This window comes from Dokdonia pacifica (assembly GCF_900188275.1).
Taxonomy (GTDB): Bacteria; Bacteroidota; Bacteroidia; order Flavobacteriales; family Flavobacteriaceae; genus Dokdonia; species Dokdonia pacifica.
On the sequence record NZ_FZNY01000001.1, the window covers coordinates 736153 to 762328 of the forward strand.

Consider the following 26176-nt stretch of genomic DNA (forward strand, 5'->3'; position numbering starts at 1 on the left):
TTATGTGCTACTCAACTGTTTTTCTTAGTTTTAAAGATAGTGATATCTTATTATTCCATATTTGGTCATAAATGATCCTCTTTTGATTGCCACAAGATAAAGCAGTATGTACGCTATGTATTACTCGTATAAGTGTTTTGCAAGTACGCTCCAATAGTTTCTTCCATTGCTTTGTACTCTTTCTTTTTGATTTGCATCATCACAATTAGAAAAATAAACCCTGTGATTAAAAACAAAGCAACGCCAACAATAAATGGAATAAATATTCGTAGATCTAGCATATTCAAATTTCCAACACAAATCATTTTTTGATTTTTGAGTTGCCCTACAACCACTTGATTCATTCCTTGGGTAATACGAAGTGTTTTTTTATTTAAAAAAGCATTTTTTACGCTGTATTCTGGAAAATTGTCGGCTAATTTTTGTTTTAAATCTTCTATAGCTATCGTTTGAGAAAGTGTTAATTCCATGATGGTACGTTTTTGAATATAGTGTCTTATTATGCTATGAGGTACATACAATTATTTACGAACCTAATTCATTACATAAAAAACATGCTATTAATTGTTATTACAATATACCGATAGAAAAAAACGAGTATATCTATTAATACCATTAGCAGAAAAAAATCTATGATTTCGTAGAGTAAAAAATAACGATTAGCTTACCAAGGGATTACATAACGTCCATTACTCTAAAACGTGCAATAGGTTATTATTCAACAAGTAAGAAACAATTAAAACAGACAAAACTATTATTATATCAAAACAAACTCAATAGAAGTCTTCATTTTAGAATTTACAGCTTTCCCATCTTTTAAAGCGGGTATAAATTTTAATAATTCTACACTATACATAAGATTTTCTAGAATAGGCTGGTTGAGCTTTAATACCTCTTTTTCTTGTATACGTTTGCGAGCTATTGCAGATGCTGCATGTTGATCATCAGTTATTACAAATGCAGTAACATCTTTTACAGTACCCTCTTTGGTCACTATCCAAGACAGTTCAACAATGCCCGCTCTATTTACATTATGCTCGCTTTTAGGGTATATCATATAATGATTAATTAACCACCCTAAATCATACTCGGCATTTACGACAGCAACTCTATCGGGATGTTCTTCTATAGTGTCAGTATTACACGATAGTATGAGTATAGATATAAAAACAAGAAGATACTTTCGTATGGTATTCTTTTGATGATTCATAACGGTTGTTTTTTGATTGAATGATGAGAAGTAGCCATTCCTAAAAATGATGAGCTATTCATTTTCATTAGTCTTTACAACTGTCTTTTTATATGACAAGAGATTGTTTTTTATACGCTTTCGCGAAATCGAACTCGTGAGATTCACGACCTTTAGGAGAGCAAAGCGTTAAAGCGTATACAACTTGCTAGTCATTTACATCTGTTTCTAACACTTCTTTAAATTCTTTTCCTAAATTAATAAACTCATCTATGAGCAAGAATTTATTTTTCTCTTTTAGAAGTTCTGAATCTACATTTTTTGAAACACAGAAATCAATAAATAACGGTTTAAATTCAAATGGAATTTTTATAGTTTCTATCAAAAACCTGTCATTAATAACGGGATCTTCTTTAAAAAGACCGATATACTCTTCTAGCTTAATCGGGACAAATGGAGGAGGTTTTGATTTCTCTTTTTTAATAAGTCTCCAAAGACGTTTCCCAATATTTACAAAGTTTAAATTGTTATTAGGATTTGAATTAAACTCATACTGCTCTGGATATAGTTCTATATGTTTTTGAAGTTGACTTTCAAACGTATCTGCAAATTCTTCTTTTTTAAAAACAGGTTTGACCTCTTTTTTTATAATCACCTCATCAAGCTCATTTACTTTTCGCGTAAGCTCAATAACAATATCTGTATAGGAAACACCTTCTTTTAAAACCATCAATTTATGCTCATGTGTAAATATCTCAAAAGAAATAGAATCCTGAGCACTTGCAGTAACCTCAAAGCGCCCTTCTTTAGTAGAAATGGTTGCCATTTTAGTACTTAGATTTTTTACAACAACACCTTCTACAATGGCTTTATCATCATAAATGGTTCCTGTAATACTTTGACCAACAACTGCATGAGATATAAAAATCACAAAACAAGAAAGAAGTAGTTTATACAATGATGGCGTGGTGTTGGTTAGAAAAATCAATATAGATCATATCTTGAGGCCAAAACTAGAAGGAAAGGTTAAAACATGATAAGGTTTTCTTAAACAATCAACATATTTAATTTCGGATAAATTTGTCCGAAATAAAGTTTGTGTTTATATTTGTACTCTATTAAGTAACTAAATATGTTTTCTAAAACGTGTACATACGGTATTAAAGCAACGCTTTTTATAGCTCAAAAGGCACAGCTAGATGAGCGTGTAAGTCTTAAAGAGATTGCTACGGCAATAGATTCTCCTGTGGCTTTTACTGCTAAGATTTTACAAGTACTCGCAAAAGAACATATTATTAACTCTATAAAAGGTCCTAAAGGAGGTTTTGAAATAGCGAAAGCCCAATTACCTAACATTACTATAAAACAAGTGGTCAAAGCCATAGATGGCGATTCACTATTTAATGGATGTGCTTTGGGTCTTCAGGAATGTAATGAAAAAGCACCATGCCCAATGCATGATAATTTTGTAAGTATTAGAGATCAATTAAATGAAACCCTAGCATCCTCAAACTTATTGCAAGTTGCCGCAGATCTCAATCAAGGGCGTACTGTATTAAAACGATGAAAAAAATTTACTATAATAAAGGATAAAAAGGTCTTAATGTCTTTATTTAATACAAAACCACTTATGAAAGACATCACAAACAGAAAAGATATTGAACATATGGTAGATACTTTCTACACTTACGTACGAGAAGATATTGTTTTAGGCCCCATTTTTAATCGTGTTATAAATGACCATTGGGACAAGCACTTAGATACGATGTATCGGTTTTGGCAAACAGTGCTTTTACAAGAATCTGCCTATAAAGGGAGCCCTTTTAGACCTCATCGCAAACTTCCTATAGAAGCGCATCATTTTGATAGATGGCTTTATCATTTTAACACCACAATAGATCAGAATTTTTCAGGAAAAATAGCAAATGAAGCCAAATGGCGTGCTTCAAAAATGGCACAAATGTTTATGGTCAAATTAAACAACAATCATCTATAAAAAATATAATTATGAAAATAGCATCTCTTACCAAAGACCTTATTTATAAAGATAACAAACCATCTATTCAGGTTTTATTAGAAACAGAAACCTCTAAAGAAATACGCATAGCATTTAAAAAAGGACAACACATGAAGGAACATAAAACACCTTTCCCTATTGTCGTTGAGGTTTTTGAAGGTGAAATAAATTTTGGTGTTAAGGGCATACAACATCTCTTATCTAAAGGAAATCTTATAGCTCTTAAAGGGAATATCCCCCATGATCTTACAGCAACAGAAGATAGTATTGTTCGGTTATCTCTAAATCTAAAAGATAGTATCACACGAGTTCAAGAAGTTGCAAATTCATAAATAATAACCTCTATACGCTTTAACGCTCCGCTCTCACTCTAGTTGTGAATCTCACAAGTTCGCTTTACCGTTTCACGCTCCCTCTGGTTGTGAATCTCACGAGTTCGATTTCGCGAAAGCGTACCCCTATTTACTCACATTTTAAAATAACTAATTATGGAACTTTATAAAAATCTAGTAAAAGAATATACTTCAGGAATGTTTGGATATGCTACTATTGGCATTATAGGGCAAAGCTGTATAGGATCGGCTGCTGTAATGCTCATTTTTATGAATGATGATATTTCTAGAAATCTACAAATGATAGAACTTTTTTTGGTTACCATCTTTTGTATGGGATTTAATGGCGCTGTTTTATCGCAACAAAAAGGGAAAATTCAATTTAACATCCTTGCAATAAGTGTATTTACAAGCATCTTATTTATTATTACGAATATGATTTGAAAGTAATAAAACCCTAGTATTTAAAACTAGGATTATCCTCCTATCAAAACTGTGGGCTCACCTATTATAATGTTACCTCCATGTGCTGTTGCATCTCCCATTCTAGCGGCAGGCATCCCGCCAATCATCACAGATGAAGATCCGGAGACAATACTATCTGGAGGCCCTACACAAATGGCCATATCTCCTACTCTTGCAGCAGGTAATTTCCCTATCAAAACAGTGGGAGCGCCTGGTCCAGTAATAGGTCCTCCTACATGCGGTATGGGAGGAACTGCTGGAGTGCTCATAGGGCATTCATGAAAATCGGTTAATCGTGCTGCTGGTTTCATACGTAGTTATTTTAATTGATCATTACCATTGCTGCCTTAAGTACAAGTTCAGCACCACCTTTTACTTGAGCTGTAGCATTCCCTTCTGCACTATATTGCTCATCAGCAGTTTGTTTAATATTTACTCCCTTAGTCGTAATATCTCCACCAGATGATTGTGTCGTAACCCCTTGATCACCTTTTATCAAGATCTTTTGATTTGCCTCAAATGTAAGGTCCTTAGCACTCTTTATCACAATACCACTTTCAGACATTACGATACGATTATCATTCTGGTCTTTAAGTGTCATTGTTTTGTCTTGATCACTTAACACAATTGTATTGTGACTAGGCGTCTCTATAGAAAGTACTTTTTTCGAATCATCAAAGGTGAGTTGAATACCAGATTTTGACACAATGGCTTTAAGGCTATTGTTATTATCTGGTTCAAATCCTGCTGCTGGTTGCTTTTTAGAATTGCTATATAGACTCCCCAGAATCACTGGAAAACGAGCATTATCATCTATAAAACCTACAATCACCTCATCACCTATTTCTGGAAAGAAAAAAGCACCGGCTCCAGAAGTTGCATAAAAATTAGAGAGTCGCGCCCATAGTACATTATCTCCTGTATCCGAAGTTTGTAACATAGGAGTAGTAACTTGTACTCTAAATTGATTTGCTGGATCTGAATCTATCTTTACAACAGTTCCATTATATAATCCTCCTACACTATTTGAATTTACGACTGTTGCATTTCCCAATGTATCTTCTTGTGGCGTAACCCATTTTGGATCTAATCCAATAGCAACTTCAGTAGTCCAATTACCACCTGAAATCACGTGCTGTACACCCGACACAAAATGATCTCCATTAAAACGATCACTGACCCTTTCTATAGTTATGTATGATCCCGAAGACACCCTATCAGATCCTTGAATTTTTAATTGACCTTGTATTTTAGAATAGGTACTTCTAGTAACTTCTGCTTGTGATAAGTTACTAAGTTCATCCTCTTGAAGTGGTGCTGAAGTTCTTGAAGTATAGGTTTCTAAACCAACAACCCCAGAAAGTGTTTTTGAAGATAAATTTCCTGGCCCTGCATCACTGTTTGACACATCTTCAGAAAGTACAGACTGCGTCGTATATTCCCAAGCTTCTGTAGTTGCTGAAGCCAATTGATTTACTGCATTTAATGTAGCATTAAACTCCATTATATTATCTCCATACGATACTGTAAGGACTGGTGATGTATCTGCATCTGGTTTTGCAACGCTTACTTTACCATCTTTTGCAATCACAAGGCATCCATTTGCTTCGGCACGATAGCGTATAAAATCCCAATCTGTACATTGATATTGTACCATATCTGGAAAAACAATAGAAGTAGTCGTCACATCACTTGATACACCAGCGTATTCTCCAATAATAGACGATATAATGTCACTATCTTTTTTCTGACTGTATATCTTACTTTTCTCTCCCACTGTCATTTTAATAGCTTCATCATAACAGTCAATGATCAGCATTGAACCTATAATTTCATTAATAGCGATCGTTTGCTCTGTAATGATCCCTTTAAAAATTTGTTGATTCTTAGTATCATACCCTGCTTCTATTACTACCGTATTTCCCGGAACAAACGTACTGGAAGAACTCGTTGAAAATTCCCCTGTATTTGCATCTCCATCTATAATTTCAATACGTGCATGAGGAATTTCATTTACTTTCGTATCAACAGTGATCGAATATATGTTAGCTTCATCAGGAATAGATTCCCCATTTACTTTAACATTAAATGTAGTTAGCCCCCCTTTTTCAATAGTACTACTCATAACCATATAAAGTTTAAAAATTTTAAGATACGATTTTATAAAAGACAATCTTACATATAATTGATAGGTAAATAACAGGTATTTGTACGGATATTTTAAAAGATCTCTTCTTAAAAAAAATCCACTTCTTAAAAAGTTAAAAAAATAGTCATTTGCTACTGGTATACTTATATTTATATCGTTATAATTAAATGTATGAGTAAGAACTATAAAACTACCGTAAATCAAGAATTTGAGTTTGATATCTCAGCCTCAGCTCTTTCAGAATTAGATGCGGTACAAACAACAAAAACAGGATATCATATCCTACATGACAACACCTCGTATAAAGCCGAAATTGTCACATCAGATTTTACTAAAAAAACATATCAAGTCCTTGTAAATAATAGAACGTATGAAGTGGCTATAGCAGATGCTGTAGATATCCTAATTAAAGACATGGGATTCTCTGTGGGTGGTTCTAAACAATCTAATGCACTCACAGCTCCTATGCCAGGACTTATTCTGGATGTTCAAGTCACTCCTGGACAAGAAGTAAAAGAAGGAGATACGCTAGTTATTTTAAGTGCTATGAAAATGGAAAACAGCTTTGTTTCTCATATGGATGGTATTATAAAAGCGGTACACGTCACTAAAGATGACGCTGTAGACAAAGGACAACTTTTAATAGAATTTGAAGAAATAAATAATTAAAAAATAGCCTTATTATTCTCTCCCTTTGGGGGAGATGTCGAAGGCAGAGAGGGATATGGAGATTAAAAAAATATTAGTAGCAAACCGTGGAGAAATTGCCATTAGAGTAATGACTACGGCAAAAAAAATGGGCATCAAAACCGTTGCCATTTATTCTACTGTAGATCGTAATGCACCTCACGTACGATTTGCAGATGAAGCCGTTTGTGTAGGAGAAGCACCATCTAACCAATCCTATTTATTAGGCGATAAAATTATTGCTTTTGCTAAAGAACTACAGGTAGATGCCATTCACCCTGGATATGGATTTTTAAGTGAGAATGCTGCTTTCGCGAAAGCGGTTACAGATAGTGGTATTATTTTTATAGGACCAGAACCTAAGGCTATAGAAGTCATGGGAAGTAAACTGGCTGCCAAAGATGCTGTAAAAGCATATAACATTCCGATGGTACCCGGAATTGACAAAGCCATTACAGACGTAGAGAAAGCCAAAGCTATTGCAAATGATATCGGATTCCCAATTCTTATCAAAGCCTCAGCAGGTGGTGGCGGAAAAGGAATGCGTGTCGTTAATGAAGAAGCAGAACTAGCCTCGCAAATGCAACTTGCCATCAGTGAAGCAACGGCTGCTTTTGGTGATGGATCTGTTTTTATAGAAAAATATGTCTCTTCACCTAGACATATCGAAATTCAAGTCATGGCAGATACACATGGTAATACAGTACACCTTTTTGAAAGGGAATGTAGTATCCAACGCCGCCATCAAAAAGTAGTAGAAGAAGCTCCTTCTGCCGTATTAAGTCCAGAACTACGAGAAAAAATGGGAAATGCTGCAGTTCAAGTAGCAAAAGCCTGTGACTATCGAGGGGCAGGAACTGTTGAATTCTTACTCGATGATCAGCATAATTTCTACTTTTTAGAAATGAATACACGCCTTCAAGTAGAGCACCCCGTTACCGAATTAATTACAGGAGTAGATCTTGTAGAGTTACAAATACGTGTAGCAAGAGGAGAAGTGCTTCCTATCACACAAGAAAGCCTTTCTATAAAAGGACATGCATTAGAGCTACGCGTCTATGCAGAAGATCCTTTAAATGACTTTTTACCAAGTGTAGGAAATCTTTCTACATACATTCTTCCAGAAGGAAAAGGAATTCGAGTAGATAATGGTTTTGAACAAGGAATGGATATTCCTATTTATTATGATCCTATGCTTTCAAAGTTGATTGTATATGGTGATACAAGAGAGGAAGCTATAGAATTACTTTCATATGCTATAGATCATTATAAGGTAGAAGGTGCACAAACAACATTACCTTTTGGGAAATTTGTATGCGAACATGAAGCCTTTAGATCTGGAAATTTTGACACCCATTTTGTTAAAAAATACTACTCACCAGAAGCACTGAAAAAACAATACGAAGAAGAAGCTAAAATTGCTGCACTTATTGCTGTAAAGCAACACATACAGGAGCAACATATTTTACGTTTACCAACTACATAAATCTATGGATTCAAAAATAAAAGCACTCAACGAAAAAATTGAACTCGCACATCTAGGAGGTGGCGAAAAACGTATTGAGAGACAACATCAAAAGAAAAAATTAACAGCTAGAGAACGTATTCATTATTTAGTAGATGATGGTTCTTTTGAAGAAATAGGAATTCTTGTCACACATCGTACCACAGATTTTGGTATGGAAAAAGAGATCTATTACGGAGATGGTGTTGTTACAGGATATGGAACCGTAAACGGACGATTAATTTATCTTTTTGCACAGGATTTTACGGTGTTTGGAGGGGCATTATCTGAAACACATGCAGAGAAAATATGTAAGGTCATGGACTTGGCGATGAAAGTAGGTGCCCCCTTAATAGGACTTAATGATTCTGGGGGAGCACGTATACAAGAGGGCGTTCGTTCGTTAGGAGGGTATGCAGATATCTTCTACAGAAATGTGCAAGCATCTGGAGTGATTCCGCAGATTTCTGCTATTATGGGACCGTGTGCTGGTGGTGCCGTATATTCTCCAGCCATGACAGATTTTACAATGATGGTGCAGGATACTAGTTATATGTTTGTAACTGGACCTAATGTTGTAAAAACAGTAACTAATGAAGAAGTGACTTCAGAAGAGTTAGGAGGCGCAAGTACACACTCAGCAAAATCGGGAGTAGCGCATATTACTTCTTCAAATGATGCCCAGTGCCTCGAAGATTTAAAAACATTGTTGAGTTACTTACCTCAAAACAATAAAGAAACACCAAAAAAGCTACCATTTACTTTACAAGATGAAGTACGTGATCAGCTTGCAACTATCATCCCTGATAGTGCTAACAAACCGTATGACATGCATGAGGTGATTACAGGGATTATAGATGACGACTCTTTTTATGAAATTCATAAAGATTATGCAGAAAATATTATTGTAGGTTTTGCTAGATTAGGAGGTCGTAGTATTGGTATTGTTGCAAATCAGCCTATGTTTTTGGCAGGTGTATTAGATGTAAATAGTTCTAAAAAAGCAGCCCGTTTTACACGTTTTTGTGATTGCTTTAATATTCCACTATTGGTATTGGTAGATGTTCCTGGATTTCTTCCTGGAACAGATCAGGAATGGAATGGTATTATCACGCATGGCGCTAAATTACTCTATGCATTAAGTGAAGCTACCGTACCTAGAGTGACTGTCATTACCCGAAAGGCATATGGAGGAGCCTACGATGTAATGAACTCTAAACATATAGGTGCCGATCTAAATTATGCATGGCCAAGTGCAGAAATTGCAGTAATGGGTGCTAAAGGTGCTAGTGAGATTATCTTCAGAAAAGAGATCAAAGCAGCCGATGACCCTGAACAAAAACTACTTGAAAAAGAAAATGAATATGCCACTAAGTTTGCAAATCCATACAGAGCTGCTCAACGTGGATTTATAGATGAAGTGATCCTTCCAGAGCATTCTAGACGTAAATTAATAAAAGCCTTTAGTATGTTAGAAAATAAAAAAGTAGAACTCCCTAAAAAGAAGCATGGGAATATTCCTCTGTAAGTAGCAATAAAAGACCATAAAAAACAACCTTGTGAAAATTAAAAACGACGAATTAATTATAGATGGAATAGACAAGATTATCTTGCGTCAACTCATGAAAGATGCACGTAAACCTATTCTCGAAATTGCACGTAAAGTGGGTATCTCTGGAGCTGCCATCCATCAGCGATTGCGTAAACTAGAAAAGTCAGGGCTTCTAGCGGGATCAAAATTTATTATAGATCCAAAAGTATTAGGGTATCGCACCATGGCTTTTATAGGAGTATACCTAGATAGAGCTGCAAATAACGCACGAGCTGTTCGGCAGTTAGAAGATATTCCAGAAGTAATAGAATGCCATTACACCACTGGAAACTGGTCTATTCTTATTAAAATTTTATGTAAGAATAATGAAGATCTTATGAACTTGTTGAATAAAAAAATTCAAGCGATTGATGGGGTATCTAGAACAGAAACATTTATATCTTTAGATCAACAAATTGATAGGCAGATTAAAATCTAGCAAAAAAGAGTTGAAACAAAAAGCCCTTTGAAAATTCAAAGGGCTTTTTTAAATATAATAAGGTGTGATTATAGTCCGTCCCAATTTCGCGTGAAGATGTTTATCCCATCAACAAGCCACCAAATACCTAATCCACCTAATGTAACGATGAATAAGATATTCCATCCTACTGGACTTCCTAAATACCATCTATGCGCAGCAAATCCTCCTAAGAAGAACCAAAAAGCACCAGCTACCCACATATCTCTACCAGCAATACCCGCCGCTGGAGATGTAATAGCCTCTGCTTCTTCATCTGCAGTAATGGTTACATTCACATTTTCTACAGTTTTAGGTACTGGAAAACCTGCATGCATGTTTGTTACTGCAAAAAGAAGCAACGCAAAAGAAAGAATAATTTTAATTTTCATAATAAATATTGATTAAATTAGACCCTTCTAAAATAGTCATTTTTTCCTATGAAAAAACTCCTTTGTTTCTTTTTTGTTTTCACTTCTATCTCGCAATTCCTTTTTTCTCAGCAAAATACCTATGAATACCTTGGACTTATAAAGCTTAGTGATTCTGCATTTATTTCCTATAAACTTGACTTTGAAGAATTAGATGGTGTCATTAATGGATACTCTATCGCTAATATGGGAGGAGCTCATGAAACAAAATCAAATATAGAAGGAATTTATAATGAAAAGACAAACGAGTTTTCTTTTAAAGAACTCAATGTTGTATACACCAAATCATCCTTAGATGAGTTTGATATTTGCTTAATTAATTTTAATGGTAAATTACGAAATTTAAAGAAGAACAGAGCGTTTAGTGGTGATTTTAAAGGGCTTCGTGAGAATAACACTCCTTGTATAAATGGCATGATTATCATGACCAATGCCGAAAAAGTTCAAAAACGTGTCGAAAAAGCACAGAAAAAAATATTAAAATCTAAACTAGTAAGTAAAGAGGTAAAAGAGAAAATAAATCTAAAGCGCAAATTAGATACCCTCACCATGAGTGTTGTTAAGAGTAATGAGAATCTCAATATTTTTACTAAAACCAAAAATGTTATAGTCTCAATATACGATGCTGGAAAAGTAGATGATGACCGTGTTAATTTATACCTAGATGGTGAGTTGATTTTAGAAAATTATTCTATCACACGTGAAAAAAAAGAAATCCCAATTACGATTACAAAAGCATTAACCTCTATTAAAGTAACAGCACTTAATGTTGGAGAATCTGCCCCTAATACAGTAAAAGTAGAAATTCTTGACGGTACAAATCTTATCACCACTCGAACAAGTCTAGACGCTAATGAAAGTGCAGAACTCACTCTCGTAAAAGAATAATATGTAGTATGAACAAAATAGTGGGAATATGCATCGTAGTGCTAGCGCTATTTTTTTGTTGGTATTATGGTCATATGGTTTTTGAAGAGTTCTCTTATAAAAACCAATCTATATTTATTTGTTTTAGACCTCCTGTTCAAATATCTATTATCAATACGGTGTTAAGTCTATTTGGGATGGTAATAGGTATCAAAATATACCAGTCAAAATTGAAAATGCGTAAAGCTATACTCGTACTCACCTGTTTACTTACCCTAGGATTTGTATTAGAAGTATATGGATACAAGTTATTTTAGCTTATTCCTTAACATAAAAAAACCTACACATTTGTGTAGGTTTTTTTATTATGATTGTGATATCCTCTTCTAATTACTGCACTGTATAATTTACATTAAATAGCGCTCCATTTGTAATTGTAACAGTATCATTACTATCTGTCGGATTAACTACTGTAGCAGAAAAAGAACCAAAAACAGTAAGTTCTTGTGAGTTAATTTCTGATATCGTAATAGCCCCTCCAAGCTCAGGAGTAGAACTATATATAACGTCTAAAGAGTTAATTCTAATTTGCGCATTTCCAGAATCATCTATCGTGTAGGTTTGTACACCTATCTCTGGAGCATCTGCTGCATTAGAACCTATCGTAATTGTAAGTGATCCTAAATCTGTAGGAGCTACTACAGATAACAACTTTCCGTCATTAGAAAGTGTTGCAGTCACATTATCTGTTCTTACATTTTGTCCATTTATTAAAGCTCTAAATTTTACTGGAGCTGCCTCAGCAGGTCCATCATCATCACTACTACAAGAAGCAACTACTAAAAGTGTTAGAACTAAAAAAGTGCATTTTAAAAAAGCATTTTTCATAATACATTAATTGTTTTAAAATTAAACGATGTTTTGTTTAAAAACCCATACGATTGGTGTATGGGTTTTTATATAGTTTAACGCTTCGCTCTCTGATGGTCGCGAACCTACCTGCCGGCAGGCAGGTCTCACGTATTCGATTTCGCGAAAGCGAACACGTATTTATTTTTCAGATTAATACCTGTAGTACTCAGGCTTAAAAGGACCTTCTACAGTCACTCCAATATACTCTGCTTGATCTGGACGAAGAGTTTCTAATTCTACTCCAAGACGTGCAAGGTGTAATGCAGCTACTTTTTCATCAAGGTGCTTAGGAAGCATGTATACTTCATTTTTGTATCTATCACTATGATTCCAAAGCTCGATTTGCGCTAGCGTTTGGTTTGTAAATGAATTACTCATCACAAAACTAGGGTGTCCTGTAGCACAACCTAAATTTACTAAACGACCTTCTGCAAGAACGATAATATCTTTTCCGTTGATGGTATATTTATCAACCTGTGGTTTGATCTCATCTTTTGTTGCACCGTGTGTATCGTTTAACCAAGCCATATCGATCTCATTATCAAAGTGACCTATATTACAAACGATTACTTTATCACGCATCGCTTCAAAATGACGTGCCTGAATGATATCTTTATTTCCTGTAGTTGTAATCACAACATCTGCATTTCCTACAACCGTCTCAAGTCTCTTCACTTCAAAACCATCCATAGCTGCTTGTAAAGCACAGATAGGATCAATTTCAGTAACCGTTACAATAGAACCTGCACCTTTAAAAGAAGCGGCTGTTCCTTTTCCTACATCACCATATCCACATACTACAACGCGTTTTCCTGCTAACATAGTATCTGTAGCACGACGTATAGCATCTACGGCACTCTCACGACATCCATATTTGTTATCAAACTTCGATTTTGTAACAGAATCATTTACATTAATCGCAGGCATAGGAAGTGTTCCGTTTTTCATACGCTCGTATAAACGGTGTACTCCTGTCGTAGTTTCTTCAGAAAGACCTTTGATATCACCTACTAATTCTGGGTAGCGATCTAAAACCATATTGGTAAGGTCACCTCCATCATCAAGAATCATATTTAATGGCTTACGATCTTCTCCAAAGAAAAGTGTTTGCTCAATACACCAATCAAACTCTTCTTCATTCATTCCTTTCCAAGCATATACTGGAATTCCAGCATCTGCAATAGCTGCTGCTGCTTGATCTTGTGTAGAAAATATATTACACGAGCTCCAAGTAACCTCAGCACCAAGTGCTTGTAATGTCTCAATTAATACGGCTGTCTGAATGGTCATGTGAAGACATCCAGCAATACGAGCTCCTTTAAGAGGTTGCTCATTTTTATATTCTTCACGAAGAGACATCAATCCTGGCATCTCTGCTTCTGCAAGCTCGATCTCTTTACGACCCCAAGCCGCCAATGAAATATCTTTTACTTTGTACGGTACGTACGGTGCTGTTTTTGTACTCATTATTAGTATCTTTGAATTATAGCAAATTGCGTGCAAAATTACATAATATCTTACAGTTCTCATGCCTCTTTACAAAACAATAACAATTAACCCGCAAACAACGGCCTATATTTGGAAGATTGAAGAGGATATTGATACGCTTTCGCGAAACATAAAACTCACCGATCACTGCCAGCAACGTGTAGATGGAATGAAGTCCGAATTACACCAACGAGGCTTTATGAGTGTACGTCATTTACTTGCTGAAGCTGGATATACCGATTTTGATTTGTATTACGACACCCAAGGAAAACCACATCTTAAAGATGGAAAACATATTTCCATCACCCACTCTTTTATCTTTTCTGGAATTATTGTGAGTGATCAAGAAGTTGGGATTGATATTGAAATGCAACGCGATAAAATAATGCGTATTGCCCATAAATTTACACCTCTTGAAGAGTATAGAACGCTAGCAAACACAGAAGCTATTGTTAGAAAACTCACCATCGTATGGGGTGCTAAAGAGTCATTATACAAACTATATGCTCAAGAAGGATTGAGTTTTTTAAAGCATATAGATGTACAAGATTTTTACTTTGATGATGCGCAAACTACCGCTAGTGTTACCTATAATGCAGAAAAAAGTAGCTATCATATTTTCTTCCTAGAGTTTGAAGGATTCACCTGTGTATATGCGTTTTGATTCGAGATTAATAATTGTTGATTTAGAACTTAAATCTGTATGAAGCTTATTCCGTATTTTCGCCATAGATGAACCTCTATCAAGATATACACACTGCCCAAGTACAGGGAAAATCATTACTAGCTATTCTAATTGATCCAGATAAGTTTGTAGCTGAGTACGCTTTCGCGAAAGCGTACCTAGAAAAAACCCCATCTCAAACCACTCATTTTTTAGTAGGAGGAAGTTCTGACGCCTCGCAACATATAGAAGCGGTGGTTCGTATATTAAAAGAACTTTCTGCATTACCTGTGATTCTATTTCCTGGTGATTATACTCAAATTACACCTGAAGCAGATGGCATTTTATTCTTATCATTACTCTCTGGCCGTAATCCAGAATACCTAATTGGACAACAAGTAAAAGGAGCTTCTCACATTCAGAAAAGTAATCTAGAAGTCATCCCTACAGGATATATTCTGATAGATGGAGACAAAGAAACAGCCGTACAACGTGTAAGCAATACGTTACCCATACCTCAAAATGATATCACTTCTATTGTACATACTGCACTTGCTGGACAATATTTAGGAAAGAAATGTATCTATCTAGAGGCAGGAAGTGGCGCAAAAACCCCTGTCTCTTTACCCATTATAAAAGCCGTTCGAGAAGCTATAGATCTTCCATTGATTGTAGGTGGTGGTATTCGTTCTCAAAAAACCATGCAACATGCATATGAAGCAGGAGCCACCATGGTCGTTATTGGCACTGCTTTTGAAGAGGATCGTTGGGATACCTAATAATCACATAGAAAGTCCTATTTTTATAGTATGAAACTACAAACTGCCCTTTTACTCCTACTAATGCCCCTCGCCACCTATGCCCAAAAATTTCAAGTCCTAGATGCCGAAACGAAAACACCTGTCTCTTTTGCTACTATTTCTTTTGGTGATGGTAAAGGAACTTTTGCTGGAGAAGATGGAGTTTTTGATTTCCCAAAAGCAAAATATGCAGATATAGATTCATTACATATTTCGGCGATTGGTTTTAAAGAAGAAGGATTTAGCACAAATGATATCCCTGCTATTATTGCATTACAACCAGAGGCGAGTCAGCTTTCGGAAGTAATTGTTACAGCTCCCAAACGAGGAAAATATAAAACCAAAAAGAAAAAATCAGTTACCCATGAAGATATTCATACCTCATGGTTACCTACTGTAGAGAGTGAAGTGGCTGTTCTTTTTAAGAGATACCAAGGTAAATCTACACGTATTGCAAAACTCTTGCTTCCTATTAATGCAGAGACACAATATAAATCTAAAGGAAAAGGAAAGTTTGCAACTATTTTTAGAATTCAATTCTATGAAAATGATAATGGATTGCCCGGCAGAGCCATATCACATGAAAAAATAGTTTTTGCTATCAATCAAGATGCTGAAAAAGTATTTGAACTCAACATTCAATCCAAACAAATATTTATTCCTGAAGAAGGCATTTTTGCTTCACTTCAAGTATTAGGATATGCAGATGATAAAGGAAAATTAATTCAGTCTAAGAAATACCGAGAAGTCCCTACAAAACGAGGAGTTAAGAAAATATCGACGGCTTTTAGACCATTACTTCCATTTACCAATGAATTTCCAGATCAAAAAACATATGTACGTCGCATTTTCTTAAACAATAAGAAATGGCAAGTATTTGATAAAACATACAACGAAAATTCAAATCTAATTAAGTCTGGTTCCCGAAATTATGGGATGGGCGCTACTTTTCATGTGTTTGAAGAATAAGAAAGTATTAAAAATGAATATATCTGTAGAACTTACCTTTACACCTTTACAAGACAATTACGAACCTCCTATTACTGCCTTTATTAAAAAACTAAGAGCTTCAGGGCTAACCGTATTAGAAAACCCATTATCCACACAAGTTTATGGGGAATATGATGCTGTTATGAATATGCTTACTAAAGAGATAAAAGAAAGTTTTTCGGGTATAGATATTGGCCTATTTCAAATGAAAATTGTTAAAACAGATCGTAGTGATTATGTCCCAGATTTTTGATTTTTTTATTGATGCATATAGGCAAACACCTACATGGATGATCATTCTAGAAGCTATTGCTTTTGTTTTTGGAATCCTGAGTGTTATCTATGCCAAAAAAGCAAATATTCTAGTATACCCAACAGGTTTAATTGCGACTATCATCACCGTTTATTTACTATGGAAAGCTGGATATCTTGGTGACATGATGATGAATTTTTATTATTCAGTAATGAGTATTTATGGTTGGTGGAATTGGTCCCGAAAAAAGAATAATAAAGTTGTAGTTCCTATTTCCAGAACAAATACTAAAGAAAAAGCCATCGGGTTTGGTCTTTTTGTGGCAACTATGGTAATTACCTACATGGTCTACCTTTGGGATGGTAGAGAAATGGGCTTACCTAGCTATATAGACACATTTACATCGGGCATTTTCTTTACAGCCATGTGGTATATGGCTACTAAAAAACTAGAAAATTGGACCTTATGGATTTTTGCAGATTTAATCACAGTTCCTTTATATGCTTATAGAGGTTTAGGAATGTTATCATTACAATATTTAATATTTACGATCCTTGCCATTCAAGGGTATCTCGCATGGAAGAAGCACTTAGACAACAGCCCAGCAACAGTATAAGAATCTGTCTTTTTGGTCCAGAGAGTAGTGGGAAGAGTACGCTTTCGCGAAAGCTATCCCAGCATTATAACGCCCCGTTAGTACCTGAATTTGCTAGAGAATACCTTCAAAAACTCTGGGATGAAGAACAAAAAATATGCAGACCTAAAGATTTACTACCTATTGCTGCAGGGCAAATGCAACTTGAAAATAAGGCAGTCCTAACCAACCCGCCTCTTATTATCTGTGATACCGATTTATTAACCACAAAAGTGTATAGCGAAGCCTATTATGAAGGTTGGTGTCCAAATTTACTTGCGAAATATGCCCTAAAAAACACCTATGATTTGTATCTTTTAACCTACATTGATACACCTTGGCAAGCAGATGATTTAAGAGATCGCCCTGAAAGAAGACAAGAAATGTTTGATCATTTTAAAAATGCATTAGAACACAATAACAGACCTTATATGCTGTTAAAAGGTTCGGTAGAAGAGCGCATGCAGCTAGCTACAAAAACTATAAACCTACTATTACATTGAATTTTACGCAAAAAGATACCGAAACACTCTTAAAAAAAGGAATTACTCAAGAACAAGTACACAGTCAAATCGAACTGTTTAAACAAGGATTACCTTATATAGACCTAAGAGATCCTGCAATTATTGGTCATGGTATCTATGCTTACACAGAGGAAGAAGAAAAAGCATTTATTACTTATTTTGAAGCACAAAAAGGAACATTAGACCTTCTAAAGTTTATACCTGCTTCGGGTGCAGCAACTCGTATGTTCAAATTTTTATTTGAATTTATAGAAGATTATGACTCCTCTAAAGAAACGGTAAACGCCTATATCAATAGAAAAAAAGCACAAGATTTACGCCTGTTTTTTGTAGGACTAGACAGTTTTCCTTTCTACAAGAAAGTGCGCAAAAGGCTTAAAAAAACGTATGGTAAAAAAGATCAAACTAATGTAGATTTAAATCGCATTCGTTTTGTAAAAATGATGTTAGAAGAAGAAGGCCTCAACTTTGGAAACAAGCCCAAAGGACTCTTCCCTTTTCACAAATATAAATCTCATAATGCTTCTGCATTTGAAGAACACCTTTTTGAAGCAGCACTCTATGCAAAAACAAAAGATACTGCTCGATTACATTTTACCATTTCTAAAGAGCATTATCAAAAATTTGAAAAGCAGTTCTCAAAAACACAAAAACGAATAGAAGAGAAAACAGCAACCACATTTGATATTACGTATTCCTTCCAATCATCTGCTACAGATACCGTTGCTGTAACTGCAACTAATGAGCCTTTTAGACAGGACAATGGCTGTATGTTATTTAGGCCTGGTGGTCATGGATCATTAATTCAAAACCTTAATGAGCAAGAAGCCGATATCATTTTTATAAAAAACATAGATAATGTAGTAGTACACACCTATGAAAAAGAAGTTGCCTATTATAAAAAAGTGCTTGCTGGAAAGCTTTTAAAATTACAACAACAGGCTTTTTCTTATTTACAACAAATGGATGATCATGAAATTTCTGAAACAGAGATTTTAGAAATTGTTCATTTTCTACAGAATGAATTTAGTTTAAAACTAGCGAGAGATTTTGAAAAATTCTCTCAAAAATATCAAATCGAATATCTTAGAGAACAACTCGACAAACCTATACGTGTATGTGGTATGGTAAAAAATGAAGGAGAACCTGGCGGTGGTCCTTTTTGGGTAAAGCATGAAAGTGGTCGTATTAGTCTTCAAATTGTAGAAAGTGTTCAAATAGATCCTAATAATCCTCACCAACAAAGTATCGTTACACAAGCGACACATTTCAACCCAGTAGACCTTGTTTGCGGTGTCAAAAATTACAAAGGAGAAAAATATGATCTCACCCAGTTTATAGATCCAAAAGCAGCTTTTATTGCGCATAAAACCGTCACTGGAAAACCTATAAAGGCATTAGAGCATCCTGGTCTTTGGAATGGCGCTATGGCCTTCTGGAATACTATATTTGTAGAAGTACCGCTTATTACATTCAACCCTGTAAAAACAGTAAATGACCTTCTTAAACCTGCACACTTGATGAAGTAATTTTAAATCATTTTGGACAAAGAACTCCTTCATAACGAACTTACCTTTAAAGCTTCTAGAAGTAGTGGTCCTGGCGGACAACACGTTAACAAAACAAGTACACGCATAGAGCTCTACTGGTCTTTAAAAGACTCTTTAGTCTTTTCTGAAGATCAAAAAATACGCTTACGCGAAAAACTACACAACCGTCTTACCAAAGAGCAAATATTGATCCTGTCTTCTGGACGAACACGAAGTCAGCTCAAGAATAAAGAGCAGGTCATCAAACGATTTTTCGAACTTTTAGAAGAAGCCTTAACACCTCCTAAAAAACGCAAAAAATCAAAACCTACCTACGCTTCAAAAGTCAAAAGATTACAATCAAAAAAGCAACATTCTGAAAAGAAAGCCAGTCGTAAAAAACCTGATTTTTGATCGTAGTGCGACAGACAAAGAATTAGTTCTCTGAAGCTTTCCCTAAAATTTAAAAATCTTATCGAAGACATACCTTACCCGTTAGAGTCAAGAGTTTTTTGATGCTGCGTTACTTTTTTTACAGATAAATTACATTTTATTCTTTTTTACGTAGTACTTTTGTATCATCTCAAAGGGGTGCTAGATTAATTTTATAATTAAGAAAGCTGAGATTATACCCATTGAACCTAGAACAGATAATGCTGTTTAGGGAGCCGAGCGTTAAAAAAATGTCTAGTAGACATTTTTAGCGAAGGAGTCAGGAGGCGTGTTGGCCTAATCCTGATTTTATTTGGCTTGAGATCGTTATATGTTAATATATAACTACTCTTCAAATCCGTACGTTTTGTATGGGGTATTCTCTATTTTAAAAACCAGGATAATTACCCTTTTTATTCTTAACAAACCAACATTACGGATGAAAAAAATCCTATTTATTGTTTTTGTACTATGTACAGTTATTAGTTTTGGTCAAACCTACACGGTTTCTGGAACAGTAAGTGATTTAAATGGCCCTATTTCAGGAGCAATTGTAACCAAAAAAGGAGGAACAAATGAAGTAATTACAGATGTGAACGGGAAGTATCTTATTGAATTAACAAGAGGTTCTCACACACTTATCTTTAAGGCTTTAGATCAAGAAATTGAGCATATTATTAGAGTTACGAAAGATGCTATATTAGATATTAATTTTGGACTTGATGGTAAACTAGATGAAGTACTTGTGCGTGCTGTACGTGTAAATGCAGACTCTCCAATTACCCACTCCAACTTGAGTAAAGAGCAACTGGCAGAGCGTAACTTAGGGCAAGATATTGCTACACAAATCAAATTCCTTCCTAATGTGGTAACCACCTCAGATGCAGGAGCTGGTATTGGATATACTGGTTTTAGAGTACGTGGAACAGGAAATCAAGGAATTAACGTAACCATTAATGGAATTCCATATAATGATGCAGAGAGTGCTACTAGCTTTTTTGTAAACCTACAAGACTTTACCTCATCTGTAGAAAACCTACAATTACAACGTGGTGTAGGAACTTCTACCAACGGACCAGGAGCTTTTGGAGCAAGTTTAAATATCCTAACAGATGCAGTATCTGACGAAGCTTATGGAAGCACATCACACTCATTTGGATCGTTTGGCACTAGACGTCATAATGTAAAGTTCAGTACAGGACTTTTAAATGATCACATAGAAATTTCAGGTCGTTTATCACAAATAAAATCTGATGGATATATAGATCGTGCATCGTCAGATCTAAAATCATACTTCCTTCAAGCAGCATATAAAGATGATAATACGCTAATCAAAGTGATCAACTTTGCAGGATCTGAGGTAACCTACCAATCTTGGTTTGGAGTAGATGCAGAAACAGCAGCAAACAACCCAACGTTTAATCCTGCAGGTCAGTTTACAGATGAAAATGGAAATATCAGATTTCATGAAAACCAAGTAGATGATTATAAACAAGATCATTATCAAGTACACTGGAATCAACGATATAATAACAATTGGAGCACTAACCTTAGTTTTAACTACACCTATGGACGTGGTTTCTTTGAAGAATATGAAGAAGATGACGATCTTGACTTTTATGGCATCTCTCCTGTTACTATTGGTGGTGAGACTATTGAAACTTCAGATCTTATTCGCCGTCGTTGGTTAGACAATGATTTTTATGTGGTAAATGCCAATGTGAATTATAAAGACACGCAATGGGATTTTACGTCAGGATTATACTGGAGTCAGTATAATGGAGATCATTTTGGTGAAGTTATTTGGGCACGTTTTGCAAGTGATTCTGAAATAGGTGACAACTATTATTTTGGAACGGGAGAAAAGGGAGAATTTTCTGCTTTCGCGAAAGCTACCTATAGAGTAAACAATCAGTGGAGCGTATATGGAGATCTTCAAGGAAGGTTTATCAATTATGAAACAGATGGTATTAATTCTGATGTACAAGAATTTATTGTAGATGAATCATATAGTTTTTTCAACCCTAAAGCAGGTGTTACGTATAAACTTGATGAAAAAAATCAATTTTATGGAAGTTATGCAAGAGCAAATCGTGAGCCTAACCGTACTGATTTTGAAAATGGCGCACCAAGACCAGAACGTCTTAATGATTTTGAATTAGGATGGAGATATAATTCATCAAAAGTAAAGCTAAATATAAACGGATATTATCTGGACTTCCGCGATCAACTAGTTGTCTCTGGCATTGATGATGTAGGAGCACCTATACGTACTAATAGTGGACAGAGTTATAGAGCTGGTGTCGAAATAGAGGCTGCGGTACAACTAACTTCAAAATTAAGTGTGTATCCAAATCTTGCGGTAAGTACCAACAAGAATAAAGATTTCTTATTTCAAAGAGATGGTGTATTACAAAATCTTGGAGATACAAACATCTCATTCTCTCCTGATGTTGTAGCTGGAAACACTATTCAATATGTTCCTGTAAAAGGACTTACGTTACAATTCTTATCAAAATTTGTAGGAGAGCAATACTTAGGAAATATAGACAGCCCTACTTCACTTTTAGATAGTTATTTTGTAAATGATTTTAATGTAACCTACGAATTGGGTGAAATTGCATTTTTTAAAGGAGTTACATTAAACCTATTGGTTAATAATGTATTTGATGAGCGATTTATCTCTAATGGATACTTCTTTACGTTTGATGATGACTTTAGTGTTCCTGGAGAAATCACTACTGTTGAAGGTGCAGGATTTTATCCGCAAGCAGGTACTAACTTCTTAGTGGGAACTACCTTGAGATTTTAATAAAAATATATTCTTATATGTAAAAAACCCACTCGATTGAGTGGGTTTTTTATCTTTCTATATGTCTGTTTTATTAATTAGAAACAACAATAACATCGCCGCTCTGCTCTACACGATAAGGCACCATTGCAAAATCCAAGACCTCTCCCGATGCTTGTCCTGTAAAAAGATTATACGTATGTGCATCGTCACACTGGCATACTACTTCAATCCCATCTATCACCATTGTAGAACATTCATTAGGACTGTGATTAGGATCTGATGCTTCCCATGCAAGTAATCCACTACCTGTATTGATTACAAAAATACCTCGCACTCCTCCGTTAGGAACATATATAGGGTTACTTGGGATTTGTAAATCTAACGCATTGATATTTCCTAATTGAATTGAAAAACCAATATCAACAATAAAAGGATTATTAGAACGTCTATTATCATCTGATGAACATCCTGCTAATAGCAAAATGATACAACTAAAAAGTAAGGTATTACGCATGTAAATATTTTATAAGTGTTTATGAAAACTAAGTACGCTTTCGCGAAAGCATACACAGTAAAGTTTGCAATTTACTACAAAACGACGTACCCAGTAAAATATTTCGTATATTCGTAATACATGTCCCGTGAAAGTGGGATTTTTTTATTCCCGCCCTGTCGGGAATTCTTATGTTATACAATGACGCCTATCTAAAAGGCATTAAAAATACAGAATATGGGTAAAGTAAATTATTACACTGCCGAAGGTTTACAAAAACTTAAAGACGAACTTAATCATTTACGAGATATAGAACGTCCTAAAGCATCACAAGCAATTGCAGAAGCTAGAGATAAAGGAGATTTAAGTGAAAATGCCGAATATGATGCTGCCAAAGAAGCACAAGGAATGCTAGAAATGCGCATCTCACAAATGGAAGAACTTGCTTCTAATGCACGTATCATAGATGAATCCCAATTGGATACTAGTAAAGTACTTATACACTCTACTGTTAAGATTAAAAACCAAATCAATGGAATGGTAATGACCTATAAACTTGTGGCCCAAAATGAAGCCGATGTAAAAACAGGTAAAATCTCTGTAGATTCTCCTATTGGAAAAGGACTTTTAGGGAAAGAAGTAGGCGATGTTGCCGAAATCCAAGTACCTAAAGGTGTTATGAAATTTGATGTTATAGAAATCACAAGAGACTAAAAGTAATGGCAAGTATCTTTACAAAAATTATTAATCGCGAAATTCCTGGACACATTGTTCATGAAGATGATCGTCATATTGCAATATTAGATATAAACCCTAATACCAAAGGGCATACCTTATGTATTCCTAAAGAAGAGGTAGATCGTATTTTTGATCTTTCAGAAGAGGCTTATCTTGATTTAATGGCATTTTCTAGAACCGTAGCTATTGCTTTAGAAAAAGCTGTGCCTTGCGAGCGTATAGGTGTAAGTGTGATTGGATTAGAAGTACCTCATGTGCATGTACATTTACTGCCCTTACAATCTATGGAAGATGCACGTTTTATCAATAAGGCATCCTTAACTTCAGATGATTTTAAACAACTTATTCAAGATATTAAAGCACATTTAGCGTAAGATCCCTTGTAATTTTAGATACTGCAATAATATCACTGTTTTTGCATCCTTAATTTCTCCTGTTTTGATCATGTTATACGCTTTCGCGAAAGCGTACTCATGTACCAAAATATCTTCATGCTCTTCTATAACACCGCCTCCTTCACTTACCTTATCTTTTTCGGAATAAGCAGCTATAAAGAGATGAACAGTTTCGGTTACAGAACCCGGAGACATATATAAATCCATGACACTTTCTACCTTAGAAAGATGATAGCCAGTTTCTTCTTCTATCTCTTTTTTTATGGCAGTTTCTGGATCATGATGATCTAACAACCCTGCACATACTTCAATAAGCATTCCACTTGGGTTTCCATTATAATACGTAGGCATTCGGAACTGCTCTGTTAAAATAACAGTATTCTTTTCTTTATTGTATAAAATAACGGCTGCACCATTCCCTCGGTCGTATACTTCGCGTACTTGGGGCTCCCAATTTCCTTTAGAGTCACGATAATCAAACGTAACTTTATGTAAGATTGCCCAGTTATCTGATAATAAGGTTTTTTTAATATTCTTTATATACTCAGGCATCACTTACCAATTTTAATTGAATTTGCATGGTTGTTCCTTTATCTATTTCGCTTTTAAGAACTCCTACTTTACCGTCATGATACTCTTCTATGATTCTTTTTGCGAGAGATAATCCTAATCCCCAACCGCGTTTTTTAGTAGTAAAGCCTGGTTCAAAAATGCTATTGAATTTATTCTTTTGAATTCCTTTACCTGTATCAGAGATAAGTACTTTGGCATAATTTGCATCTCGAGTAATCACTACCGTCAAATCTCCTTTTCCTTTCATCGCATCTATGGCATTCTTAAACATATTTTCAATAGTCCATCCATATAATTGCTTGTTAAGCATCACAGGAAGTTCTCCTTCTGGAAGGTCTATTGAGAATTTAATGAGCTTTGAACTTCGATTTTCTAAATAATCAAAAGTAACTTTGGTTTCTTCTATAATATCAACCTCTACTAAATCAGGTATAGATCCGATTTTACTAAAACGATCGGTAATAGTCTCTAACCGATCAATATCCTTGACCATTTCTTTAATATAATCAGGATTCACATCTTCTGTTTTCAAGATTTCTGTCCATCCAACTAAGGATGAAAGTGGTGTTCCTATCTGATGCGCTGTTTCTTTTGCCATCCCAGCCCAAAGTAAATTCTGAGCAGAAGATTTTGAAGTCAAATAGTAAAAATAAATAATGGCTATAAACAATATGACAATAACAAGAAGTGCTATAGGGAAGTATTTAATTTGGCCCAATGTAGATGAATTTCCATAATAAATAGTACTAGATTTTACACCATCCCATACAATATCTATAGGCTCATTGGTAAGCGCATACTCCTTAGCAAGTTGTGCTAATTCTTCTTGAGACAATGCATCTCCATTAGGGATATTGAGAGGTATATACACCTCATCTTCAATATTATAATCAAGTGTTGGGATGGTATTATTCCCAGAAACAATTAATAGATATAGATTACTTAATGATGCATCTAATTGTCTTGCATCTTTTCCTTTCGGTAAAATATCTGCTGTTTCTGCAAGTGCTTTTTGAGCTGCAGCAAATATTTCCATCTTACTACGCTCAGATTCTTTAAGTTGCTCAAAAAACAAAAGTACATTCCACAGAATAAGTGTGGTAATCACTAGGGAAGATATAATCATAAACCACCTCGCGTATTGAGGCTTCGGACTAAAATTCATATAAAAGCACTTTCATTAAATATAGAATTAAAGTCTTAAAAATACACCTTGAAAAAGGAAAAACTTTGCTTCTACTACCAATTAAGCAACAAACGAAAGAATC

General features: G+C 35.0%; 32 protein-coding genes. 21 read left to right on the forward strand and 11 right to left on the reverse strand.

The features are described from left to right. Positions 1–113: 113 nt before the first annotated feature. The 3 genes from CHB80_RS03305 to CHB80_RS03315 form a co-directional block, all read right to left on the reverse strand. Complete coding sequence (locus CHB80_RS03305) at positions 114–470, reverse strand: hypothetical protein (protein ID WP_089369999.1); 357 nt, start codon at positions 468–470, stop codon at positions 114–116. 287 nt (positions 471–757) lie between these two features. Continuing rightward, positions 758–1210 carry an energy transducer TonB gene (locus tag CHB80_RS03310; protein ID WP_089370000.1) on the reverse strand — a complete coding sequence of 151 codons (453 nt, stop codon included), beginning with the start codon at positions 1208–1210 and terminating at the stop codon, positions 758–760. Positions 1211–1397: 187 nt separating this feature from the next. Next, positions 1398–2147 carry a hypothetical protein gene (locus tag CHB80_RS03315; protein ID WP_143337038.1) on the reverse strand — a complete coding sequence of 250 codons (750 nt, stop codon included), beginning with the start codon at positions 2145–2147 and terminating at the stop codon, positions 1398–1400. A gap of 174 nt (positions 2148–2321) precedes the next feature. On the opposite strand from CHB80_RS03315, the gene CHB80_RS03320 reads away from it, so the two are divergent. The 4 genes from CHB80_RS03320 (at position 2322) to CHB80_RS03335 (ending at position 3982) form a co-directional block, all read left to right on the forward strand. Next, positions 2322–2756 (forward strand): RrF2 family transcriptional regulator, encoded by a 435-nt coding sequence (locus CHB80_RS03320; RefSeq protein WP_089370002.1) that lies wholly within the window; start codon positions 2322–2324, stop codon positions 2754–2756. Between the two features lie 36 nt (positions 2757–2792). Next, positions 2793–3185, forward strand: a complete 393-nt coding sequence (locus CHB80_RS03325) for a group III truncated hemoglobin (protein ID WP_229746880.1) — start codon at positions 2793–2795, stop codon at positions 3183–3185. Between the two features lie 11 nt (positions 3186–3196). Beyond that, positions 3197–3538: a cupin domain-containing protein gene (locus tag CHB80_RS03330; protein ID WP_089370003.1), complete on the forward strand. Its 342-nt coding sequence runs from the start codon at positions 3197–3199 to the stop codon at positions 3536–3538. Positions 3539–3694: 156 nt separating this feature from the next. Further along, positions 3695–3982 (forward strand): hypothetical protein, encoded by a 288-nt coding sequence (locus CHB80_RS03335; RefSeq protein WP_089370004.1) that lies wholly within the window; start codon positions 3695–3697, stop codon positions 3980–3982. A gap of 32 nt (positions 3983–4014) precedes the next feature. Here the strand turns inward: CHB80_RS03335 and CHB80_RS03340 are convergent, their stop codons facing one another. Both CHB80_RS03340 and vgrG read right to left on the reverse strand, forming a co-directional pair. Beyond that, on the reverse strand, positions 4015–4314 hold the full coding sequence (locus tag CHB80_RS03340; RefSeq protein ID WP_089370005.1) for a PAAR domain-containing protein: 300 nt from the start codon (positions 4312–4314) through the stop codon (positions 4015–4017). Positions 4315–4325: 11 nt separating this feature from the next. Continuing rightward, positions 4326–6128, reverse strand: coding sequence for a type VI secretion system tip protein VgrG (gene vgrG, locus CHB80_RS03345; protein WP_229746879.1), 1803 nt, complete (start codon positions 6126–6128; stop codon positions 4326–4328). 195 nt (positions 6129–6323) lie between these two features. Between vgrG and CHB80_RS03350 the strand changes: the two genes are divergently transcribed. The 4 genes from CHB80_RS03350 to CHB80_RS03365 all read left to right on the forward strand — a co-directional run bounded on the left by CHB80_RS03350 (position 6324) and on the right by CHB80_RS03365 (position 10373). Next, the gene (locus tag CHB80_RS03350) at positions 6324–6821 is read left to right on the forward strand and encodes an acetyl-CoA carboxylase biotin carboxyl carrier protein subunit (RefSeq protein ID WP_089370006.1); all 498 of its coding nucleotides are present in this window, start codon (positions 6324–6326) and stop codon (positions 6819–6821) included. A 61-nt stretch (positions 6822–6882) separates the two neighbouring features. Beyond that, positions 6883–8325 carry an acetyl-CoA carboxylase biotin carboxylase subunit gene (accC, locus tag CHB80_RS03355; RefSeq protein ID WP_089370761.1) on the forward strand — a complete coding sequence of 481 codons (1443 nt, stop codon included), beginning with the start codon at positions 6883–6885 and terminating at the stop codon, positions 8323–8325. A gap of 4 nt (positions 8326–8329) precedes the next feature. After that, a complete protein-coding gene (locus CHB80_RS03360; RefSeq protein WP_089370007.1) occupies positions 8330–9871 on the forward strand; it encodes an acyl-CoA carboxylase subunit beta in 1542 nt (513 codons plus the stop codon). Between the two features lie 31 nt (positions 9872–9902). Continuing rightward, complete coding sequence (locus CHB80_RS03365) at positions 9903–10373, forward strand: Lrp/AsnC ligand binding domain-containing protein (protein WP_089370008.1); 471 nt, start codon at positions 9903–9905, stop codon at positions 10371–10373. A 68-nt stretch (positions 10374–10441) separates the two neighbouring features. On the opposite strand, the gene CHB80_RS03370 is transcribed toward CHB80_RS03365, so the two are convergent. Beyond that, positions 10442–10783, reverse strand: a complete 342-nt coding sequence (locus CHB80_RS03370; RefSeq protein ID WP_089370009.1) for a TM2 domain-containing protein — start codon at positions 10781–10783, stop codon at positions 10442–10444. A 48-nt stretch (positions 10784–10831) separates the two neighbouring features. On the opposite strand from CHB80_RS03370, the gene CHB80_RS03375 reads away from it, so the two are divergent. Beyond that, on the forward strand, positions 10832–11710 hold the full coding sequence (locus CHB80_RS03375) for a hypothetical protein (protein WP_089370010.1): 879 nt from the start codon (positions 10832–10834) through the stop codon (positions 11708–11710). Positions 11711–11718: 8 nt separating this feature from the next. Beyond that, positions 11719–12006 carry a hypothetical protein gene (locus CHB80_RS03380; RefSeq protein ID WP_089370011.1) on the forward strand — a complete coding sequence of 96 codons (288 nt, stop codon included), beginning with the start codon at positions 11719–11721 and terminating at the stop codon, positions 12004–12006. 73 nt (positions 12007–12079) lie between these two features. Here CHB80_RS03380 and CHB80_RS03385 read toward each other — a convergent pair whose 3' ends face one another. Together CHB80_RS03385 and ahcY are read right to left on the reverse strand one after the other, a co-directional pair. Then, positions 12080–12577, reverse strand: a complete 498-nt coding sequence (locus tag CHB80_RS03385; RefSeq protein ID WP_089370012.1) for a DUF6252 family protein — start codon at positions 12575–12577, stop codon at positions 12080–12082. Between the two features lie 174 nt (positions 12578–12751). Beyond that, positions 12752–14068, reverse strand: a complete 1317-nt coding sequence (gene ahcY / locus CHB80_RS03390) for an adenosylhomocysteinase (RefSeq protein WP_089370013.1) — start codon at positions 14066–14068, stop codon at positions 12752–12754. 61 nt (positions 14069–14129) lie between these two features. On the opposite strand from ahcY, the gene CHB80_RS03395 reads away from it, so the two are divergent. From CHB80_RS03395 to CHB80_RS03435, 9 genes are all read left to right on the forward strand, one after another. Beyond that, a complete protein-coding gene (locus CHB80_RS03395) occupies positions 14130–14753 on the forward strand; it encodes a 4'-phosphopantetheinyl transferase family protein (RefSeq protein ID WP_089370014.1) in 624 nt (207 codons plus the stop codon). Between the two features lie 68 nt (positions 14754–14821). Further along, positions 14822–15532, forward strand: a complete 711-nt coding sequence (locus CHB80_RS03400) for a geranylgeranylglyceryl/heptaprenylglyceryl phosphate synthase (RefSeq protein WP_089370015.1) — start codon at positions 14822–14824, stop codon at positions 15530–15532. Between the two features lie 30 nt (positions 15533–15562). Beyond that, positions 15563–16522 (forward strand): peptidase associated/transthyretin-like domain-containing protein, encoded by a 960-nt coding sequence (locus tag CHB80_RS03405; RefSeq protein ID WP_143337039.1) that lies wholly within the window; start codon positions 15563–15565, stop codon positions 16520–16522. Between the two features lie 13 nt (positions 16523–16535). After that, the gene (locus CHB80_RS03410; protein ID WP_089370017.1) at positions 16536–16796 is read left to right on the forward strand and encodes a hypothetical protein; all 261 of its coding nucleotides are present in this window, start codon (positions 16536–16538) and stop codon (positions 16794–16796) included. Continuing rightward, positions 16780–17412, forward strand: coding sequence for a nicotinamide riboside transporter PnuC (pnuC, locus tag CHB80_RS03415; RefSeq protein WP_179218075.1), 633 nt, complete (start codon positions 16780–16782; stop codon positions 17410–17412). The genes CHB80_RS03410 and pnuC overlap by 17 nt, the downstream gene beginning before the upstream one ends. Then, positions 17373–17933 carry an AAA family ATPase gene (locus CHB80_RS03420; RefSeq protein ID WP_089370018.1) on the forward strand — a complete coding sequence of 187 codons (561 nt, stop codon included), beginning with the start codon at positions 17373–17375 and terminating at the stop codon, positions 17931–17933. Before pnuC ends, CHB80_RS03420 begins: the two co-directional genes overlap by 40 nt. Beyond that, the gene (locus CHB80_RS03425) at positions 17930–19483 is read left to right on the forward strand and encodes a DUF4301 family protein (RefSeq protein WP_089370019.1); all 1554 of its coding nucleotides are present in this window, start codon (positions 17930–17932) and stop codon (positions 19481–19483) included. Before CHB80_RS03420 ends, CHB80_RS03425 begins: the two co-directional genes overlap by 4 nt. A gap of 12 nt (positions 19484–19495) precedes the next feature. Continuing rightward, positions 19496–19897: an alternative ribosome rescue aminoacyl-tRNA hydrolase ArfB gene (arfB, locus tag CHB80_RS03430; RefSeq protein WP_089370020.1), complete on the forward strand. Its 402-nt coding sequence runs from the start codon at positions 19496–19498 to the stop codon at positions 19895–19897. Between the two features lie 457 nt (positions 19898–20354). Then, positions 20355–22727: a TonB-dependent receptor gene (locus CHB80_RS03435; RefSeq protein ID WP_089370021.1), complete on the forward strand. Its 2373-nt coding sequence runs from the start codon at positions 20355–20357 to the stop codon at positions 22725–22727. Between the two features lie 73 nt (positions 22728–22800). On the opposite strand, the gene CHB80_RS03440 is transcribed toward CHB80_RS03435, so the two are convergent. Then, a complete protein-coding gene (locus CHB80_RS03440) occupies positions 22801–23223 on the reverse strand; it encodes a Rieske (2Fe-2S) protein (protein WP_089370022.1) in 423 nt (140 codons plus the stop codon). Positions 23224–23439: 216 nt separating this feature from the next. On the opposite strand from CHB80_RS03440, the gene greA reads away from it, so the two are divergent. Beyond that, positions 23440–23916, forward strand: coding sequence for a transcription elongation factor GreA (greA, locus tag CHB80_RS03445; RefSeq protein WP_089370023.1), 477 nt, complete (start codon positions 23440–23442; stop codon positions 23914–23916). 5 nt (positions 23917–23921) lie between these two features. Continuing rightward, on the forward strand, positions 23922–24314 hold the full coding sequence (locus CHB80_RS03450) for an HIT family protein (RefSeq protein WP_089370024.1): 393 nt from the start codon (positions 23922–23924) through the stop codon (positions 24312–24314). Here the strand turns inward: CHB80_RS03450 and CHB80_RS03455 are convergent. Both CHB80_RS03455 and CHB80_RS03460 read right to left on the reverse strand, forming a co-directional pair. Further along, positions 24306–24887 (reverse strand): NUDIX domain-containing protein, encoded by a 582-nt coding sequence (locus CHB80_RS03455; RefSeq protein WP_089370025.1) that lies wholly within the window; start codon positions 24885–24887, stop codon positions 24306–24308. The genes CHB80_RS03450 and CHB80_RS03455 overlap by 9 nt on opposite strands. After that, positions 24880–26073, reverse strand: coding sequence for a sensor histidine kinase (locus tag CHB80_RS03460; RefSeq protein ID WP_089370026.1), 1194 nt, complete (start codon positions 26071–26073; stop codon positions 24880–24882). The genes CHB80_RS03455 and CHB80_RS03460 overlap by 8 nt, the downstream gene beginning before the upstream one ends. Positions 26074–26176: the final 103 nt, after the last annotated feature.

What these genes read in the sequence shown, in the direction of transcription:
- CHB80_RS03305 (WP_089369999.1), bottom strand. Translation starts at nt 470, where the DNA reads ATGGAATTAACACTTTCTCAAACGATAGCTATAGAAGATTTAAAACAA.
- CHB80_RS03310 (WP_089370000.1), bottom strand. Translation starts at nt 1,210, where the DNA reads ATGAATCATCAAAAGAATACCATACGAAAGTATCTTCTTGTTTTTATA.
- CHB80_RS03320 (WP_089370002.1), top strand. Translation starts at nt 2,322, where the DNA reads ATGTTTTCTAAAACGTGTACATACGGTATTAAAGCAACGCTTTTTATA.
- CHB80_RS03325 (WP_229746880.1), top strand. Translation starts at nt 2,793, where the DNA reads ATGTCTTTATTTAATACAAAACCACTTATGAAAGACATCACAAACAGA.
- CHB80_RS03330 (WP_089370003.1), top strand. Translation starts at nt 3,197, where the DNA reads ATGAAAATAGCATCTCTTACCAAAGACCTTATTTATAAAGATAACAAA.
- CHB80_RS03335 (WP_089370004.1), top strand. Translation starts at nt 3,695, where the DNA reads ATGGAACTTTATAAAAATCTAGTAAAAGAATATACTTCAGGAATGTTT.
- CHB80_RS03340 (WP_089370005.1), bottom strand. Translation starts at nt 4,314, where the DNA reads ATGAAACCAGCAGCACGATTAACCGATTTTCATGAATGCCCTATGAGC.
- vgrG (WP_229746879.1), bottom strand. Translation starts at nt 6,128, where the DNA reads ATGAGTAGTACTATTGAAAAAGGGGGGCTAACTACATTTAATGTTAAA.
- CHB80_RS03350 (WP_089370006.1), top strand. Translation starts at nt 6,324, where the DNA reads ATGAGTAAGAACTATAAAACTACCGTAAATCAAGAATTTGAGTTTGAT.
- CHB80_RS03360 (WP_089370007.1), top strand. Translation starts at nt 8,330, where the DNA reads ATGGATTCAAAAATAAAAGCACTCAACGAAAAAATTGAACTCGCACAT.
- CHB80_RS03370 (WP_089370009.1), bottom strand. Translation starts at nt 10,783, where the DNA reads ATGAAAATTAAAATTATTCTTTCTTTTGCGTTGCTTCTTTTTGCAGTA.
- CHB80_RS03375 (WP_089370010.1), top strand. Translation starts at nt 10,832, where the DNA reads ATGAAAAAACTCCTTTGTTTCTTTTTTGTTTTCACTTCTATCTCGCAA.
- CHB80_RS03380 (WP_089370011.1), top strand. Translation starts at nt 11,719, where the DNA reads ATGAACAAAATAGTGGGAATATGCATCGTAGTGCTAGCGCTATTTTTT.
- CHB80_RS03385 (WP_089370012.1), bottom strand. Translation starts at nt 12,577, where the DNA reads ATGAAAAATGCTTTTTTAAAATGCACTTTTTTAGTTCTAACACTTTTA.
- ahcY (WP_089370013.1), bottom strand. Translation starts at nt 14,068, where the DNA reads ATGAGTACAAAAACAGCACCGTACGTACCGTACAAAGTAAAAGATATT.
- CHB80_RS03395 (WP_089370014.1), top strand. Translation starts at nt 14,130, where the DNA reads ATGCCTCTTTACAAAACAATAACAATTAACCCGCAAACAACGGCCTAT.
- CHB80_RS03400 (WP_089370015.1), top strand. Translation starts at nt 14,822, where the DNA reads ATGAACCTCTATCAAGATATACACACTGCCCAAGTACAGGGAAAATCA.
- CHB80_RS03405 (WP_143337039.1), top strand. Translation starts at nt 15,563, where the DNA reads ATGAAACTACAAACTGCCCTTTTACTCCTACTAATGCCCCTCGCCACC.
- CHB80_RS03410 (WP_089370017.1), top strand. Translation starts at nt 16,536, where the DNA reads ATGAATATATCTGTAGAACTTACCTTTACACCTTTACAAGACAATTAC.
- pnuC (WP_179218075.1), top strand. Translation starts at nt 16,780, where the DNA reads ATGTCCCAGATTTTTGATTTTTTTATTGATGCATATAGGCAAACACCT.
- CHB80_RS03420 (WP_089370018.1), top strand. Translation starts at nt 17,373, where the DNA reads ATGGAAGAAGCACTTAGACAACAGCCCAGCAACAGTATAAGAATCTGT.
- CHB80_RS03435 (WP_089370021.1), top strand. Translation starts at nt 20,355, where the DNA reads ATGAAAAAAATCCTATTTATTGTTTTTGTACTATGTACAGTTATTAGT.
- CHB80_RS03440 (WP_089370022.1), bottom strand. Translation starts at nt 23,223, where the DNA reads ATGCGTAATACCTTACTTTTTAGTTGTATCATTTTGCTATTAGCAGGA.
- greA (WP_089370023.1), top strand. Translation starts at nt 23,440, where the DNA reads ATGGGTAAAGTAAATTATTACACTGCCGAAGGTTTACAAAAACTTAAA.
- CHB80_RS03450 (WP_089370024.1), top strand. Translation starts at nt 23,922, where the DNA reads ATGGCAAGTATCTTTACAAAAATTATTAATCGCGAAATTCCTGGACAC.
- CHB80_RS03455 (WP_089370025.1), bottom strand. Translation starts at nt 24,887, where the DNA reads ATGCCTGAGTATATAAAGAATATTAAAAAAACCTTATTATCAGATAAC.
- CHB80_RS03460 (WP_089370026.1), bottom strand. Translation starts at nt 26,073, where the DNA reads ATGAATTTTAGTCCGAAGCCTCAATACGCGAGGTGGTTTATGATTATA.